The following is a 17,368-nucleotide window of genomic DNA, read 5'->3' as shown; positions in this document are numbered from 1 at the left end:
CCCCCTCGCACCGAACGGAACCGTCATGCGACGACGACTCCTCCCCGCCGCGCTGCTGCTGCCCCTCGCCCTCCTGCTCACCGCCTGCGGCGGCAGCTCGTCCGCGAGCACCGACACCGACGGAACGGGCCCGGTCACGCTCGACGTCGGTGACCAGAAGGGCGGTTCGGAGGCCATCCTGCGCGCCGCCGGAGAGCTGGAGAACCTGCGCTACAAGATCAAGTGGTCGACCTTCACCTCCGGCCCGCCGCTGCTGGAGGCCGTCAACGCCCGGGCCGTCGACATCGGCGGCGTCGGCAACACCCCGCCCGTCTTCGCGGCCGGCGCCGGCTCGAAGGTCACCGTCGTGGCGGCCTGGCACGGCACCTCCAAGGGCGACACCATCCTCGTGCCGAACGGCTCGAAGCTGACCGGGACCCGGCAGCTGAAGGGCAGGTCCGTCGCCGTCGCCCAGGGCTCGTCCGCCCACTATCAGCTGGTCGCCTCGCTCGAGGCGGCGGGGCTGAGCCTGTCCGACGTCGAGGTGAAGTACCTCCAGCCGGCCGACGCGCTCGCCGCGTTCACCTCCGGCAAGGTCGACGCGTGGGCGGTCTGGGACCCGTACACCTCCCAGGTCCTCCAGGCCGGGCGGGGCCGGGTGCTCACGACCGGCGACGACGTCACCAACGGCCTCACCTTCCAGGTCGCCTCGCCCGCCGCGCTGAAGGACCCGGGGAAGGCCGCCGCCGTCAAGGACTATCTGGCGCGGCTGCGGCGGGCCACGGACTGGGTGTACGGCCACCAGGAGGAGTGGGCCAGGGTGTGGGCCAAAGACACCGGTCTGCCGTACGAGGTGGCTCTGGCCTCCGTGCGGCGCACGAACTCCACCCGCGTGGCGGTCGCCGTCGACGATCCGCTGATCGCCTCCGAGCAGCGGATCGCGGACGCCTTCACCGAGCTGCGGCTCATCCCGCACAAGGTCGACTTCGCCCGCTTCGTGGACCGGCGGTACAACGGCGGCCTGCCGCCGTCGACGACCCCGGCGAAGGACTGAGGGGTGCGGGACCGCCGGGAAGATTGACCGGCCGGTTCGTGTTGGGGACAGGCGTGAACGCAGTACGCGAGGTCGAGGCCGTTGTCATCGGCGCGGGCCAGGCAGGTCTGTCCGCCGCCTATCACCTGCGGCGGACCGGTTTCGAGCCGGACCGCGACTTCGTGGTCCTCGACCACTCCCCCGGGCCGGGCGGCGCCTGGCAGTTCCGGTGGCCCTCGCTGACGTTCGGCAAGGTGCACGGGATGCACGCGCTGCCCGGCATGGAGCTGACGGACGCCGACCCGGCGCGCCCCTCGTCCGAGGTGGTCCGGGAGTACTTCGACCGCTACGAGCGCGCCTTCGGCCTGCGGGTACGGCGTCCCGTCGACGTCCGCGCGGTGCGCGAGGGCACCGGGGGGCGGCTGCTCGTCCAGACGCCGGACGGGACCTGGGCGACGCGGGCGCTGATCAACGCGACCGGCACCTGGGACCGGCCGTTCTGGCCGCGCTATCCCGGCCAGGAGACCTTCCGGGGGCGGCAGTTGCACACCGCGCGGTACGCCGGCCCCGAGGAGTTCGCCGGCCGGCGGGTCGTGGTGGTCGGCGGTGGCGCCTCGGGCACCCAGCATCTGCTGGAGCTCGCCCCGTACGCCGCCGCCACCACCTGGGTCACCCGGCGGCCCCCGGTCTTCCGCGAGGGGCCGTTCGACGAGGACGCGGGCCGCGCGGCCGTCGCGCTGGTGGAGGAGCGGGTGCGCCAGGGGCTGCCGCCGCGCAGTGTGGTCTCGGTCACCGGACTGCCCCTGAACGACGCGATCCGGCAGGGTCTGGCGGACGGGATCCTGGACCGGCGGCCGATGTTCGACCGGGTCGTCCCGGACGGTGTGGAGTGGCGGGACGGCAGCAAGGCGGTGGCCGACGTGATCCTGTGGGCGACCGGTTTCCGCGCCGCGCTCGACCATCTCACGCCACTCAAGCTGCGCGAGCCGGGCGGCGGCATCCGGCTGGAGGGCACCCGCGCGGTCGCCGATCCACGGGTCCATCTCCTGGGCTACGGCCCCTCCGCCAGCACCATCGGGGCCAACCGGGCCGGGCGCGCGGCCGTCCGCGACATCCGGCGGCTGCTCGCCGGGGAGCCCCTCGCCGCCTGACGTCCCGCCGCTCAGCCGCCCGAAGACGGCGCGGGGACCGCGGAGGACGAGGACCAGGGCACGCCGCCGTCCGGCTGGGCCGGTGCCGCGCTCTGGTGGACGGCGCGGAACTCGGCCACGTTCCGCAGGTGCTCGTCGTAGTCGGCGGTGAAGCGGGTGTCCCCGGGCCGGACCGTGACGAAGTACAGCCAGTCGCCCGGCGTGGGGTTGAGGGCCGCGCGCATCGCGTCCGCGCCGGGGTTGTCGATCGGGGTCGGGGGCAGGCCCATGCGCTGGTAGGAGTTGTACGGGCTCTGCACCTGCCCGCCGTCCTGGCCGGCGGGGGCGGGGTCGTGTTCGAGCGCGTAGCTGACGGTCGAGTCCATCTGCAGCGGCATGCCGCGGGCCAGCCGGTTGAGGATGACCCGGGCGATCTTGCCCATGTCCGCCTTGGTGGCGGCCTCGGCCTGGACGATGCTGGCGACGGTGACGGCCTGGTGGAGGTTCAGCGCGTTGCGCTGGGCCCCCGCCGTGACCGGCGCTAGGCCGTATTTGTCGTTGGCGGTGTCGACCATCGTGCGCAGCAGCGACTCGGGGGTGGCTCCTTCCGGGATCGGATACGTCGCCGGGAAGAGGTAGCCCTCCGGGTTGCCCTCGGCCTCGCCGGGCAGTTTCAGCGCCGCCTTGCCGAGCGACTTGCGGGTGCTGCCCGGGGGCAGCCGGAGCGCCTTGTCGACCGCGTCGTACACCTGGCTCGCGCGCCAGCCCTCCGGGATGACCAGGGTGGCGGTCCTGGCCTCGTCGCGGTCGCCCGCGAGGAGCAGCAGCGGCACCGCCACGGCGGTGCCGGCCGCGACGGCGCCGGCCACGAGGGTGATGAGTCGTCCCCGGCGTGTCAGTCGGATCGTGTTCCGTGGCGGAGTGTTCGTCTGCATGCGGGCACGGTAATACGCATATCGTCATAAACCTGGCATATGTTCAGTCTGTCGGTCGCAGTTGCGCATCGCGGCGCACCAGGGCCGCGTACCGCCCCTCCCGCTCCAGGAGTTCCTCGTGCGTGCCGCGTTCGGCGACGCGCCCGGAGTCCAGCACCACGATCTGGTCGGCGTCGCGGACGGTGGACAGCCGGTGGGCGATGGTGAGGGTGGTGCGGTCGGCCGAGAGCGCGTCGATGGCCCGCTGGACGGCGGCTTCGGTGCGGGTGTCGAGCGCGCTGGTCGCCTCGTCCAGGATGAGGACCGGCGGGTCGCGCAGGATGGTGCGGGCTATGGCCAGACGCTGCTTCTCGCCGCCGGAGAAGCGGTGACCGCGTTCGCCCACGACCGTGTCGTAGCCGTCGGGCAGCGCGGTGATGTGGTCGTGGATCTGCGCGGCCCTGGCCGCCGCGTGCAGCTCCTCGTCGGTGGCGTCCGGTTTGGCGAAGCGCAGGTTGTCGGCGACCGAGGCGTGGAAGAGGTACGTCTCCTGGGAGACGACGCCGACCGCGCGGGCGAGGGTGTCGAAGTCGAGGTCGCGGACGTCCACCCCGTCCAGGGTGACCCGGCCGCCGGTGACGTCGTACAGGCGGGGCACGAGATAGCCGAGCGTGGACTTCCCGGCACCGGTCGGGCCGACGACGGCGAGGCTGCCGCCGGCCGGCACGGTGATGTCGATGCCGTCGAGGACGGGGCCGCCCTTGTCGTCGTAGCGGAACTCGACGTTCTCGAAGCGGACTTCGCCCTTGACCGAGTCGAGGCGGACCGGCCGCTCGCGCTCGGTGATGTCCACCGGCAGGTCCAGGTACTCGAAGATGCGCTGGAACAACGCCAGGGAGGTCTGGATCTGGACGCCGGTCGCCAGCAGGCTCACGGCCGGGCGGAACAGGCCCTGCTGGAGGGAGACGAAGGCGACGATGGTGCCGAGGGAGACGTCGGGCCCGCCGAACCGGAGGGCGAGGCCGGCGGTCCAGTAGATGACGGCGGGCATCGCGGCCATCACGATCGTGATCACGGCCATGCGCCAGCGCCCGGCCATGTTCGCCCTGACCTCCAGGTCGACCAGGCGCTCGGACTCGGTGGCGAAGGACGAGGTCAGCGAGTCGGAGCGGCCCATGGTGCGGCCGAGCAGGATGCCGCTGACCGAGAGCGACTCGGTGACCGTGGCCGCCATCGCGGCCATCTGTTTCTGCCGCTGGGTGGTGATCTTCTTGCGTTCGTTGCCGACGCGGCGGCTGATCCAGACGAACGCCGGCAGCAGGACGAGCGAGACGATCGTCAGCCGCCAGTCCAGGGCGACCATGGCGACGACCGTGGCGACCACGCTGGTGACGTTGGAGACCAGGGAGGTGGCGGTGGAGGTGACGGTGGCCTGCATGCCGCCGATGTCGTTGGCGATGCGGGACTGCACCTCGCCGGTGCGGGTGCGGGTGAAGAAGGCGAGCGACATGCGCTGGAGCCGGCCGTAGACCGCCGTGCGCAGATCGTGCATGACCCGCTGGCCGACGGTGGTCGAGATCAGCGTCTGGAGCACGCCGAAGACACCGGCCAGGACGGCGCTGAGGATCATGCCGAGCGCGAGCAGGCTCAGCAGGCCCGTGCGACCCTCGGGAATGGCGACGTCGAGCGTCTCCCGCAGCAGGAACGGCGTGGCCACCGAGACCAGCGAGGAGGCGCCGACCAGCAGCCCGACGACGGCGAGGCGCCCGCGATAGGGACGGAAGAGCCGCAGGATGCGGCGCACCTGCCGGGGCTGCTCGCCGGCGTCGGCAGGTGGGGTCCAGGAGGATTCGTGGTCGGGATGCATGGGCTCCTACGGAGGTGGGCGGGGGGCGGCCCGGGACGGCCGACGACACATGACTGATCGTAGCTCATTGTTACCTATATTCACAATGAACGGCGTCCTGATATTGTTCCCGCATGACCACCCCCGATCCCGACGGCCTGCTCGCCGAGCAGTTGCTACGGCTCACCCGCCGGGTGCACCGCATCCAGAAACGCCATCTGGAACAGCGCGACCTGGGCGTCACCCCCGCCCAGTCCCGGCTGCTGCGCACCCTCGCGCACTACCCCTCACCGCCGCGCATGGCCGACCTGGCCGAGCGGCTGGAGGTCGTGCCGCGCGCGGTGACGACGCTGGTCGACGGGCTGGAGGCGGGCGGCAAGGTCCGGCGGGTGCCGGACCCGGCGAACCGGCGCGTGACCCGGATCGAGCTGACCGACGAGGGCCGCGCGGCCCTGCTGGAACTGCGCGGCGCCCGCCGCTCGGCGGCCGAGGAGATACTGGCGCCGCTGACGGAGAAGGAGCGCCAGGTGCTCGGCGTGCTGCTGGACACGCTGATCGACGGGGAGCCCGCGCCGCGCTGCTGAGCGGCTCTCCCCCTCCGGAAGCCCCCGCCCGAGGAGCATCCGCCCCGCCGGAGCGGCCTGCGTCGGGGACGGGGGCCCTGGTACTCGCGCGTCGACGGCCGGGCTCAGCAGCGGTCGCGGTCCTCGGTCAGCACGCCCTGGACCGTGGTCAGCGAGCGGTCGTAGCAGCCCGCCGAGCCGAGGAGGCGGTAGCGCTCGGCCGACGTGCCCACCGCGTGCCGCTGGTCGCGCGGGACGTTCAGGGTGTACGCCGCGTCGCCGCGGTAGGTGTCGTCCAGCCGCGACCACGCGGTGCGCCGGCCGCCCTCACGCGTCACCGCCGACGCCCGGTCGCCGACCGTGAGCACGGTGCGCAGCCGGTCGTCCGGGCCCAGGGTGACGGTGCCGTCCATGGTGTACGTCCGGTGCGTGCGCGTCGTGCGCGCCGGTCCCCGGCCGGTGGTCCCGACCGACTCGTCGTCACTCCAGAAGGCGTCGAGTCCGTCCGTGGTCTCGCCGTCGGTCCAGCGGTGGACGGAGGTGTGGGCGAGCGTCCGGGTGACGGTGGTGGTCACCCGGCCGTGAGAGGTGTCCAGGTAGCCGGAGACGGTGAGCCGGTGTCCCGCCCCGGTGTCCACCCGGTGCTCCCGGCCGGGCGTGTGGACCGAGGAGTTGACGAGGTCGGTGGCGGTGTCCTCGGTGAGCGCGCCGGGGACGTGGGCCCGGTGCGGGTCCTGCCAGACCAGGACGTTCACCGGTGTGCTCCAGCCCGGCTGCCCCGCCGGCACCCCGGCGACGGACACCTCGACGCGGTGCGGGCGGCCGTCGTTGAGCAGACCGGCGAACGGCGTGAGGTCGTACTCGACGGGCCGCACGTCGAAGGCGCGCGGGGCCGGGACGACGTACCAGAGGAAGGGGTTGGACCAGCCGCCCGTCCACACGTGCGGGTACGGCGCCGCGATGCCGGCGAGCCGCCCGTCGACGCTGATCCGCACCTCCCGGTACGGCCCGCGGTCGGCCTTGCAGGAGTACGGCGCCGGGTCGGCGACGGTCAGGTACCAGAACTCCTCGCAGCCGCCGCCCGAACCGGTCGCGTACACCTCGGCGACGATCCGTTCGCTGTTGCGCGGGGTGGTCAGGGTCGTACCGGCGGGCGCGTCGGCGAGGGTGAGGACCCGGTCGGGCGCGGGGGCCGAGGGGCGCCCCGCGTAGAAGGACAGGGTGACGTGTACGTCGATGACCCCGGTGTAGGTGTCGTCCACCACGTTGCCGATCAGCATCTCGACGTCCCGGGCGGCGCGGAAGGTCTCGCTGTAGCGGGTGACGTCCTTCTCGACGTGCCACTCGATGCCGTCGGGCGAGGGCTCCGGGGTGGAGGTGCGCAGGATCTCCACCCCGCCGACCCGCAGATGGCCGAGCCGGTCGTACTGACGGCCCTTCACCTTGCCGTCGAGGCGGAGCACGACCTTGCTCCAGCGGTCGCCGCAGCCCTCGGGGGGCGCGTAGGTGCCGCGATAGGGCGTGAAGTCGCGGAACCGCGCGTCGGCGAGGGTGACCTGGCAGGAGCGGGTGTGCGGCCGACCGACGGGCGGGGCCGCGGTCACCGGGTCGTGCCAGTCGGTGCCGAACTCGGCGGGTGCGTCCACCGCTCGGGCGGCCGGCGCACCCGTACCGAACAGCGCGCTCGCCAGGAGGGTCGCTCCGGCGAGCATGGACATGGCTAACTTTCGTCTCATGGCCCGTGTTCTACGGGCGGACGGCCCGCCCCGCAATGACGCCTCGGAGGATCGGCGCGATACGGACGGCCGTCCGGGACGCCACACAGACACCCATAAAAGTGACAATCAGTTATATAAGCGCATCGTACTGGCATAGTGCGGGCATGGAGATCACGACGGCCGGCGGCCCTCCCGCCGGACGCGCGGCCGAGGGGCGCCCGCAGTGAAAGCGCCGGTCACCGACCCGTCGGGACGGCACCGCCGGGCCGTCCCGCTGCTCGCCGGAGCCGTCGCCCTCGCGCTCGGGCTCGCGGGAGCGGCCGTCGTCACCGTCAGCGCCCCGTTCGCCGGTCCGGACCGGCGGCCCGCCCCCGGCGCACCGGCCACCGCCGCCGGTCCGGTACCGTCGCCCGGCGCGCCGGGCATCGGCGACCCGCTCATGCCGCTGGCCGGCAACGGCGGCTACACGGTCCGCCGTTACACGCTCGACTTCGACTGGCGGGCCCCCCGCACGCCCTTCGAGGCCGGGGCCACCATCAGCGCCACCGCCACCCAGGCCCTGTCCCGCTTCGATCTGGACTTCGCGGGCAACACGCTGCACCGCGTGACCGTCGACGGGGCACCGGCCGCCGCCGCGCGCCACGGTGACGAACTCGTCGTCACCCCCGCGAAGCCGATCCCACCCGGCCGCGCGTTCACCGTCCGCGTCACCTACACCGCCGACCCCACGCAGGGACGCCACCGCGACGACGCCATCCAGGACTACGGCTGGGTGCCCACGCCCGACGGGACCGTGGTCTGCGCGCAGCCCGACGGCGCCAGGATGATCTTCCCGGCCAACGACCACCCGAGCCTGCGGGCGCCCATCACCTTCCGCGTGACGACCCCGCCCGGAGTGAGCGCGGTGGCCAACGGCCGCCTCGTCGGCACCGAGCGGCACCCCGACGGCCGCACCCGGTGGACCTACGACTCCGAACAGCCGATCGCGGCACAGCTGGTCCAGCTCGCGATCGGGAAGTTCACGTTCGTCGACGGCGAGGGGCCGCGCGGGCTGCCCGTCCGGGACGTGGTGCCGGACGGCCTGGTCGCGGACACCGAGGAGTACCGCTCGCTCACCCCGGACCACCTGGCCTGGCTGGAACAGCGGCTCGGCCCCTACCCGTTCCCCCGCTACGGCGTGCTGGTCGGGGACACCGACCTGCCGGTGGCGCTGGAGACCCAGTCGCTCGCCGTCGTGCCCCGGGACGTCCTGCTGGGCGACCGGGTCGACGCCGAACGCGACCTCGTGCACGAACTGACCCACCATTGGACGGGCGACAGCGTCGCCATCCGGCGCTGGTCCGACCTGTGGCTGAGCGAGGGTCACGCCCGTTACTACGAACGGCTGTACTCCGACGAGCACGGCGGGGCCGAGCTGGAGTCCGTGATGCGGTCGGCGTACGAGCGGCACGACCAGTGGCGGCACGACGAGGGGGCGCCCGCCGAACCCACCGACGCCACGCTGTTCAAGGTGATGCGGTACGACGGCTCGGCGCTGGTGCTGTTCGCGCTGCGGGAAAAGGTCGGCGAGGAGACCTTCGGCCGGATCGAGCGGGCCTGGGTGACCGCCTACCGGGGCCGGGCGGCCGGCACCCGGGACTTCATCGCGCTCGCGTCCCGGGTCGCGGGCGAGGACCTCGGCCCGTTCCTGCACCCGTGGCTGTACGGCGCGCACACCCCGCCGATGCCGGGGCACCCCGACTGGCAGGTGGACCCGGTCGAGGACTGAGCGCCGGGCGACCGGACGGCCGCGCCGGGACCGGACGGCCTGTCATGTTTGGTTGCCCCGGGCAGCGGAGTCACTGCCGCCGACCGGGTGGCCTCTGCGGGAGGGCTGGTCCACACCGGTGACGCTCGCCACGACACGGCGCCCGGGGCACGGAAACGTACAAGGGGTGGCGCTACGGGCAACTCCTTTGCCCTGGTTGCGAACGAGCGTGGTTGGGAGAGCCCCTGCAATGAGAAGAAATGTCGTTGCCCGTATCCCCGGTGCCGTCCGGAGATGCCGCCGTACGGCCTGTGTGATCGCGGGGTCGGCGCTGCTGCCACCGCTGCTGATCCTCCCGATGTCCGGCTGCGCCGATCCGTCCGACCGGCGGCTGCAGGACGCCTTCACGGACGCCGCGCGCGAGTTCCACGTGCCGCGCAGTGTCCTCATGAGCGTGTCCTACCTGCAGTCGCGCTGGGACTCCCATCCCGGCGCGCCCAGCGTCGCGGGCGGCTTCGGACCGATGCACCTGCTGGATCCCGAGCTCGTCACGACGCCGGCCCCCTCCACCACCCCGCGGACGGCCGACGGCGGCCGGGCCCAGCCCCGCGCCGCGGCCCCCGGACCGGACGCCCCCGGCGGCGCTGTCTCGCCCGGCCACGCCGTGCAGCCCGCGGACCTGCCCCACGCGGCACGGCTGATCCACGTCCCGGCCGAACAGCTGCGCAAGGACGCCGTCGCCAACGTACGCGGCGGCGCGGCACTCCTGGCCGCCACGCAACGGCAGCTCGGCAAGCCCCTCAGCGCCGACCCGGCGGACTGGTGGGAGGCGGTGGCGCGCTTCCCGGGCACCCGTGACGTCTCGTCGGCCGCCGCCTACGCCGACGATGTCTTCGCCCTGATCCGCCGGGGCGCGCACCGCACCACCGCCGAGGGGCAGGAGGTGACGCTCCCCGCCACCCCCCGCGTCCGGCCGCGCCAGCACACCCCCACCGCCCAGGGCCCGCAGCGGCAGAAGGACGTCGAGTGCCCCGCCGAACTGGCCTGCGACTGGCTCGGCGCGCCGTACGAGGAGATCGACGACAGCGCGTACGGCAACCACGACCTGGCCGACCGCCCCAGGGACCAGCCGATCGAGTACATCGTCATCCACGACACCGAGGCGGAGCTGCCGAGCATGCTCCAGACGGTGCAGGACCCCACGGAGTCGTCGTGGCACTACTCGATCCGCTCCAGCGACGGCCACGTCACCCAGCACGTCAAGACCAAGGACGAGGCCTGGCACTCGGGCAGCCAGTTCGTGAACGCCCGCTCCATCGGCATCGAGCACGAGGGGTTCCTCACCCAGCCGGGAACCTGGTACACGGAGCGGATGTACCGGGCCTCGGCGCGCCTGGTGAAGTACCTGGCGAAGAAGTACGCCATCCCGCTGGACCGGCAGCACATCTTCGGCCACGACAACGTGCCGGCCCCGACCGCCGGCAGCATTCCCGACATGCACGACGACCCCGGCCCCTTCTGGGACTGGCGCCACTACTTCGACCTCCTCGGCGCACCGCTGCGGGCCACGGCGGGACCGGACAGTGACATGGTGACCATCCTGCCCGACTACGCCACGCACAAGCCGGAGTTCACGGGCTGCGGCGGCAGTGGTTCACCGTGTCGGCCGCACGGCTCCAGCGCCGTCCGCCTGTACACCGAGCCGAGCGAGCACGCCCCGCTGATCCAGGACCCGGGCCGCAAACCGGACGGCGAGGACTCCACCGTGGACGTCAACGACCTGGGCTCGCGGGTCTCCGCCGGTCAGACCTTCGCCGTCGCCGACCGCAGCGGCGACTGGACGGCGATCTGGTTCCAGGGCAACAAGGCCTGGTTCAGGAACCCCCAGGACCATCCGACCGCCGTCGGCGCGGCCGGGCGCATGGTCACCCCGAAGGAGGGCCTGGACGAGATCCCGGTGTACGGGCGCGCCCTCCCGGAGGAGGAGGCGTTCCCGGACGACATGGATGAACCGGACGAGTCGCCGCTGCCGTACGGCTTCCAGGCGGGCCAGCGGTATGTGACGCAGTCCGGTGTCGGCAGCTCCTACACCGCCAAGTCCTTCAGCGACACGCCCAATCCGGTGGTGTGGGGCCGGGAGAAGTACTACGAGATCCAGTTCGGCCACCGGCTCGCATACGTGCGGGCCAGCGATGTGGACGTGGTGTCCTCGACCGCCGCGTCGGGACCGCAGAAGAGTCCGGCCACCGGAACAAACCCCTCGGTCCCGAGCGCATCGAGCACGCCGAGCACGCCGAACGCCCGGTCCGCCCCTTCCGGCTCTTCCGCCCCTTCCGGCCCGGCGCGCCCCGCCGGTTCCGCCGGTTCCGCCGGACGGTGACCTCGCGGCAGCCGGGAGACCAGGGATCCCGGCTGCCGGACGGCGGTGCCATGGCCGAACGCGGCCGATTTCGCGGGCCGTAGGGAAAAACTGTTTGAAATTCACCACTGCATGACGTCAACCTTTCACGGCTTGTCGCCGCACACCGCGGCGTTCCGCTCCTGCCCTGCCCTGACACGAGCCACTGGGACGTCATGCAGATCCAAGACCTTCCGTATCCCGATCCGGGCGTGCCCGACACACGCTCGGGTCCCCGATTCCTGTGGTGGCTCTGGCGCAACCAGCTGGGCGGACAGCTGAAGTCGCTCGCCTGGGGCCTGCTTCACTTCGTCTCCGTCTCCGCCCTGCCCTTCTGTGTCGGTCTCGCCGTGCAGGCGGCCGTCGACCGCTCCGGCACCCGGCTCGCCCTGACGGGGGGCCTGATGGTGCTGTGCGGAACGGGGCTCGCCGTCGGCGACACCATGCTGCACCGCGCCGCCGTCACCAACTGGATCACCGCCGCCGCCCGCGTCCAGCAGCTGCTGGCGCGCAAGGCCGCCCACCTGGGCTCCGCCCTGACCCGGCGGGTGGCCGCCGGTGAGGTGGTGGCCGTGTCCACGGGGGACGTCGAGAAGATCGGCTGGTTCGTCGAGGCCGTCTCCCGCTTCACCGCCGCCGCCCTGACGGTGGTGATCGTCGCCGTCGGCCTGGTCGTGTACCAGCCCGCGCTCGGCGTGATCGTCGCCGTGGGCCTGCCCGTCGTGGCGCTCGCGGTGCTGCCCCTGCTGCCCCGGGCGACCCGCCGCGCCGACGTCCAGCGCGAGAAGGCGGGCCGGGCCACCGAGCTGGCCTCGGACACGGTCGCGGGTCTGCGGGTGCTGCGCGGCATCGGCGGCGAGGAACTGTTCCTGGACCGCTACCGCCGGGCCTCCCAGGAGGTACGGCACGCCGCCGTGCGCAGTGCCCGGATGTGGTCGCTGATCTCCGCCATCCAGGTGCTGCTGCCCGGACTGCTGCTGATCGCGGTCGTCTGGCGCGGCATCGACCTGGCCCGCGAAGGCCGGATCGACGTCGGCGAACTCGTCACCGTCTACAGCGCGGTCATGATCCTCAGCTATCCGCTGCGGCACTTCGAGGAGATCGCCATGGCGTACTCCTTCTCCCGCCCGTCGGCCAAGCGCGCCGCGCGTGTGCTCTCACTGGAGCGGTCCACGGACACCGACGGCACCCGCGAGGCCGAGGTGCCGGGCGGCGACCTGTACGACCCGGTGACCGGTCTGCTCGCCCCCGCCGGCCGGTTCACCGCCGTGGTGTGCGGTGACCCGGACGCGGCGGGCAGGCTGGCCGAGCGGCTCGGCGGCCACCCCGCCGAGCCGGACCGGTCGGTCCTGCTGGGCGGGGTGCCCCTGGACGACCTGCCCCTCGACAGCGCCCGCACCGCCGTCCTCGTGCAGGACAAGGACCCGGTGCTGCTGTCCGGCACGCTGCGCGAGCTGCTGGACGTGCCCTCCTCCGGTACGGTGCCGGCCGCGGACGCGCTCGCCGCGGCGCGGTGCGAGGACGTGCTGGACGCGCTGGCGCAGGGTTCGCTGGACGCCGCCGATCCGATGGACGCCCGGATCACCGAGCGCGGCCGGTCCCTCTCCGGCGGCCAGCGCCAGCGGCTGGCCCTCGCCAGGTCGCTGATCACCGATCCGGAGGTACTAGTGCTGGACGAGCCGACCTCCGCTGTCGACTCGCACACCGAGGCGCGGATCGCGGACGGGCTGCGCCGGCTGCGGTCGGGACGGACGACCGTGGTGTTCACCTCCTCGCCGCTGCTGCTCGACCGCGCGGACCGGGTCGCCCTGGTGCACGAGGGCCGGGTCGCGGCGGTCGGCCCGCACCGCGAGCTGATGGACGGCGAGCCCCGGTACCGGGCCGTGGTGACCCGGGAGACCGACGAGGAACTGGCCGCCGACGACGGGAAGCTGCTGGACGAGCTCCAGGAGCTGGAAGAGATCGAGGAGAGCGCATGATCGGCGTCGCACCGCCGGACCACGACCCGGCGGCCCCGACGACCGCCACCACCCTGCCCGTCGGCGCCGCCGCGACCGTGCGCGGCTACGTCACCGAGCTGTTCCGCCGGCACCGCCGGGCCTTCCTGCTGCTCATCGCCGTCAACACGGTGGCCGTGATCGCCTCCATGGCGGGCCCGTACCTGCTCGGCGGGCTGGTCGAGCGGGTGTCGGACGGGGCCCGGGAACTCCACCTGGGGCTGACCGCCGGGCTGTTCGTGCTCGCGCTCGCCGTGCAGGCCGTGTTCGTCCGGCAGGTACGGTTGCGGGGCGCGATGCTCGGCGAGCGGATGCTGGCCGATCTGCGCGAGGACTTCCTCGTCCGGTCCGTGGGGCTGCCGCCGGGCGTGCTGGAACGGGCGGGCACCGGCGACCTGCTCTCCCGTATCACCACCGACATCGACCGGCTGGCCAACGCCATGCGCGAGGCCGTGCCGCAGCTCGCCATTGGCGTCGTGTGGGCCCTGTTGCTGCTCGGCGGGCTGGTGGTGACGGCGCCGCCGCTGGCCGCCGCCGCGCTGTTCGCCGTACCGGTCCTGGTGATCGGCTGCCGCTGGTACTTCAAGCGGGCGCCGTCCGGCTACCGCTCGGAAGCCGCCGGGTACGCCGCCGTCGCCGCCGCGCTCGCCGAGACCGTGGACGCGGGCCACACCGTCGAGGCGCACCGCCTCGGCGCCCGCCGCGTGGCCCTGTCCGAGCAGCGGATCGGGCAGTGGGTCGTGTGGGAGAGGTACACGCTCTGGCTCCGCTCCGTGCTCTTCCCGGTCATCAACACCGTCCACCTCCTCGTGCTCGGCTCGGTCCTGATGGTCGGCGGGGTGTTCGTGCTGCGGGGCTGGATAGGGGTGGGCCAGCTGACCACCGGCGCCCTCATCGCGCAGATGCTGGTCGACCCGGTCAACCTGATCCTGCGCTGGTACGACGAGGTGCAGGTCGCCCAGGTGTCGCTGGCCCGCCTGGTCGGCGTCCGGGACATCGAGCCGGACGCCGGGGACGCGGCGCTGGCCCCCGAGGGACGCGTGGTGGACGCCGACCGGGTGCGCTTCGGTTACCGGGAGGGCGTCGATGTGCTGCGCGAGGTCTCCCTGCGGGTCGCTCCGGGCACCCGGATGGCCCTGGTCGGCCCGTCGGGTGCGGGCAAGTCCACCCTGGGCCGGCTGCTCGCCGGGATCTACGCGCCCCGGGACGGCCGGGTCACCCTCGGCGGGGCGGAGCTGTCCCGGATGCCCGCCGAGCGCGTCCGCGGGCATGTCGCCCTGGTCAACCAGGAGCACCATGTCTTCGTGGGCTCCCTGCGCGACAACCTCCTGCTGGCCCGCACCGCCGCCACGGACGCCGAGCTGTGGGCGGCCCTCGGCGCGGTCGACGCGGACGGCTGGGCCCGTGCCCTGGACGACGGCCTGGACACCGAGGTCGGCTCCGGCGGTGTCGCGCTGACCCCGGCGCAGGCACAGCAGATCGCGCTGGCCCGGCTGGTGCTCGCCGATCCGCACACGCTGGTCCTGGACGAGGCGACCTCGTTGCTCGACCCGCGCGCGGCCCGCCATCTGGAACGCTCCCTGGCACGGGTCCTCGACGGCCGCACCGTGGTGGCCATCGCCCACCGGCTGCACACCGCCCACGACGCCGACGTGATCGCCGTCGTCGAGAACGGCCGGATCAGCGAGCTGGGCAGCCACGAGGAGCTGGTCGCGGCGGAGGGGGCGTACGCGGCGCTCTGGCGCTCCTGGCACGGGTGAGGACCGGACGGGGGCACGGGTGGTCACGCCTGCGGGGGACGGCCCCCTGCGAGAGGTGGCACAGGCCGGTTGGTTGCGGGTGTGCGCGGGGGCTCTAACCGTGGTGGCGGGGGGTGGTCCGGCAGGGGCGCAGACGCCTGACGTCATGGCTGTGGACGGCGCCCCTCCAGCTCCGCTCCGGGAAGCCTGGCCGTGAGGCCGTCCGCCTGCCGCACTCCGAGACCCCGCGAGAGCCGGGCCCCAGGTCTCTCCGGTTGTCGCGCTCCGATGCCCGGTGGGTTCCGTCCGGACCCGCGACAGGGCCGCGCGCTCACCCCCGGGGCCGTGCCGTTGCGCGGTGCCGATCCGGGGTGGAAGGCTGGAAAGCGGCAGCGGCTCGGGGCGCGCCCGGGGACCAGCCGGTTCGCGGCGTGTGGCCCCCGTGCCGCGCGTGCCGACGGCGCGCCGTCCGCTGGGACGGCATCCGGCCGTCCTCACCATCTGGAGGTAGTCGTGGTCAACGCCGACGGTTGGGGGGATGACGTCTACCAGCCCGATCCCTCGGAGATCCGGGAGGACTCGGGGGTGCTCGACGTCGAGGACACTCTGGACTTCGACGGCGTCGCCGACCCCCTCGACCGCGGCTGGTCCCCTCCCGAGCGCCCGTGGGCGGTGGAACACGTCGGCGTGACGGCGGCCGAACGCCAGGCGGGCGAGACCCTCGACCAGCGGCTCGCCGAGGAGCTGCCCGATCTGTCCGCGCCCGACGGTGACGGCATCGGGGACTGCGAGGGCACCGACGGGGAACCCCTCGACAATGAGGTGGGCAACTTCCGGTCCGGCCGGCTGGTGGCACCCGACGAGGGCGCGCACGAGGACGACGAGGCCGCGCTCGTCGCCACCGACGTCGGCATCGACGGGGCCGCCGCCTCCGCCGAGGAGGCAGCGGTGCACATCGTCGACGAGGACGCCCTCCCCGGCTGAGCCGGACCGTCCGGACGCCTCCCTCCCGACCGCCCGTCCCGAGGAGCCGCCATGCAGCAGGACAAGCACCCCGACTACCACCCCGTCGTCTTCCGTGACCGCGCCGCCGGGTACGCCTTTCTGACGAGGTCCACCGCGCGGAGCGAGCAGACCATCGAGTGGGACGACGGCCAGAGCTACCCGGTGATCGACGTGGAGATCTCCTCGGAGAGCCACCCCTTCTACACCGGCAAGGCGCGTACGGTCGACACCGAGGGCCGCGTCGCCCGCTTCGAGCGCCGGTACGGCACGGCGGACGCGGGCGAGCCGGGCTGACCCGGCGGTCTCCGCCGGATCGCGGTCCGCCACCGAGGAACCCGCCCGTGCGTGGCCCGGGCCGAAGGACGGTCGCGGACCTCCGCCCCACCCTGACGTCCTGGCCCGGGCGGGGCCTGCCCGATCCGGCTCCGCCCTATCGCGGGCCGGTGCCGGCGGCCTGGTCAGATCACGTTGAGGGCCGCGGCACAGCCGACCCCGCCGAGCAGCATGAACGCCGGCATCAGCACCTTGAGCTCGATCCAGCTGCCCGCCCGGAACCGCATCGCCTTCGGCGGCCCGACCGGGTACCAGCGCTTGCGGCCCACCGGGATCGGCCACAGGATCGGGCAGCCGGACACGGTCAGCGCGTCCCCGATGTCGTGCACCAGCGCGCCGAGCACGACCGGCAGCCCCAGCCACAGGTACTCCTGCCCCGGCGCGGTGAACAGCCAGTCGGAACCATGACCCGGCTTGTCCAGCACTCCGGCGAGGATCCACGCGCTTGTCGCCGCCAGCAGCCAGACCAGGACATCGCTGCTGGAGCCGCGCGCCGCCCGCCACAGCAGGCCTTCGATCGCCAGCACCATGTGCACGAACAGGACCGCCAGCACCCCCCAGCGATCCCCGGCGATCGCCACGGCGGAGCAGCCCGCGCCGATCAGGACGGCCCACACCCAGGTGTGCGTCAGCGTGCGGTGTCCGCCGGAGCGGCGCGGGTCGCCCTGCTTCCTGGTCGCCTTGTAGACGGTGTACGAGAGTTTGTCCACGATCTCGCAGAGCCCGCGGGAGACCGGCCCGAAGGCCCGGGAGATGGTGGCCGCCTTGTGGTCGAGGTCCGGGGCGAGCGCGGCGCCGGCGCTGATCAGGGCGCCGCAGAGGAGGACCGGCCAGGGCATGGGGTGTCCGGCCGCCGCCGTGGCGGCTCCCACCCCCAGCCAGGCCGCGGCCCCCGACAGTGAGTGTGCTGGTCCCATCATGGCCGCTTCCCGCCCTATTCCTCGTGTCGCGCCGCCCAGTTGACCT

At 73.3% G+C, this 17,368-nt stretch carries 13 protein-coding genes; 9 read left to right on the top strand and 4 right to left on the bottom strand.

All coding sequences use genetic code 11. The annotated features are described in order from the left end of the window. Positions 1-25 precede the first annotated feature (25 nt). Positions 26-1,033: an ABC transporter substrate-binding protein gene (locus tag ACSURM_RS31605; RefSeq protein WP_436959173.1), complete on the top strand. Its 1,008-nt coding sequence runs from the start codon at positions 26-28 to the stop codon at positions 1,031-1,033. Between the two features lie 53 nt (positions 1,034-1,086). Next, the gene (locus ACSURM_RS31600) at positions 1,087-2,163 is read left to right on the top strand and encodes an NAD(P)-binding domain-containing protein (RefSeq protein WP_436959172.1); all 1,077 of its coding nucleotides are present in this window, start codon (positions 1,087-1,089) and stop codon (positions 2,161-2,163) included. 11 nt (positions 2,164-2,174) lie between these two features. On the opposite strand, the gene mltG is transcribed toward ACSURM_RS31600, so the two are convergent. After that, complete coding sequence (mltG, locus tag ACSURM_RS31595; RefSeq protein WP_436959171.1) at positions 2,175-3,077, bottom strand: endolytic transglycosylase MltG; 903 nt, start codon at positions 3,075-3,077, stop codon at positions 2,175-2,177. 43 nt (positions 3,078-3,120) lie between these two features. Beyond that, positions 3,121-4,923, bottom strand: coding sequence for an ABC transporter ATP-binding protein (locus ACSURM_RS31590; RefSeq protein ID WP_436959170.1), 1,803 nt, complete (start codon positions 4,921-4,923; stop codon positions 3,121-3,123). Positions 4,924-5,036: 113 nt separating this feature from the next. Between ACSURM_RS31590 and ACSURM_RS31585 the strand changes: the two genes are divergently transcribed. Continuing rightward, a complete protein-coding gene (locus ACSURM_RS31585; protein ID WP_387510176.1) occupies positions 5,037-5,486 on the top strand; it encodes a MarR family winged helix-turn-helix transcriptional regulator in 450 nt (149 codons plus the stop codon). Positions 5,487-5,590: 104 nt separating this feature from the next. Here the strand turns inward: ACSURM_RS31585 and ACSURM_RS31580 are convergent, their stop codons facing one another. Beyond that, positions 5,591-7,201 carry a peptide-N4-asparagine amidase gene (locus ACSURM_RS31580; protein ID WP_436959169.1) on the bottom strand — a complete coding sequence of 537 codons (1,611 nt, stop codon included), beginning with the start codon at positions 7,199-7,201 and terminating at the stop codon, positions 5,591-5,593. A gap of 205 nt (positions 7,202-7,406) precedes the next feature. Between ACSURM_RS31580 and ACSURM_RS31575 the strand changes: the two genes are divergently transcribed. The 6 genes from ACSURM_RS31575 to ACSURM_RS31550 all read left to right on the top strand — a co-directional run bounded on the left by ACSURM_RS31575 (position 7,407) and on the right by ACSURM_RS31550 (position 16,363). Next, positions 7,407-8,951 (top strand): M1 family metallopeptidase, encoded by a 1,545-nt coding sequence (locus ACSURM_RS31575; RefSeq protein WP_436959168.1) that lies wholly within the window; start codon positions 7,407-7,409, stop codon positions 8,949-8,951. 292 nt (positions 8,952-9,243) lie between these two features. Next, positions 9,244-11,310, top strand: a complete 2,067-nt coding sequence (locus ACSURM_RS31570) for an N-acetylmuramoyl-L-alanine amidase (protein WP_436959167.1) — start codon at positions 9,244-9,246, stop codon at positions 11,308-11,310. A gap of 194 nt (positions 11,311-11,504) precedes the next feature. Continuing rightward, a complete protein-coding gene (locus tag ACSURM_RS31565) occupies positions 11,505-13,307 on the top strand; it encodes an ABC transporter ATP-binding protein (RefSeq protein WP_436959166.1) in 1,803 nt (600 codons plus the stop codon). After that, positions 13,304-15,085 carry an ABC transporter ATP-binding protein gene (locus ACSURM_RS31560; RefSeq protein ID WP_436959165.1) on the top strand — a complete coding sequence of 594 codons (1,782 nt, stop codon included), beginning with the start codon at positions 13,304-13,306 and terminating at the stop codon, positions 15,083-15,085. Before ACSURM_RS31565 ends, ACSURM_RS31560 begins: the two co-directional genes overlap by 4 nt. 492 nt (positions 15,086-15,577) lie before the next feature. Then, entirely contained in the window at positions 15,578-16,048 is a 471-nt protein-coding gene (locus ACSURM_RS31555; protein WP_359049778.1) for a DUF5709 domain-containing protein, read from the top strand. A gap of 51 nt (positions 16,049-16,099) precedes the next feature. Next, on the top strand, positions 16,100-16,363 hold the full coding sequence (locus ACSURM_RS31550; protein ID WP_436959164.1) for a type B 50S ribosomal protein L31: 264 nt from the start codon (positions 16,100-16,102) through the stop codon (positions 16,361-16,363). A gap of 164 nt (positions 16,364-16,527) precedes the next feature. Here the strand turns inward: ACSURM_RS31550 and ACSURM_RS31545 are convergent, their stop codons facing one another. Further along, positions 16,528-17,322: a metal-dependent hydrolase gene (locus ACSURM_RS31545; protein ID WP_436959163.1), complete on the bottom strand. Its 795-nt coding sequence runs from the start codon at positions 17,320-17,322 to the stop codon at positions 16,528-16,530. Positions 17,323-17,368: the final 46 nt, after the last annotated feature.

Origin of the sequence: Streptomyces sp. SudanB182_2057 (assembly GCF_964272715.1) — a bacterium.
Taxonomy (GTDB): Bacteria; Actinomycetota; Actinomycetes; order Streptomycetales; family Streptomycetaceae; genus Streptomyces; species Streptomyces rubradiris.
The sequence above is the reverse complement of the archived record's forward strand: the minus strand, read 5'-3'. Positions and strand labels throughout refer to the sequence as shown.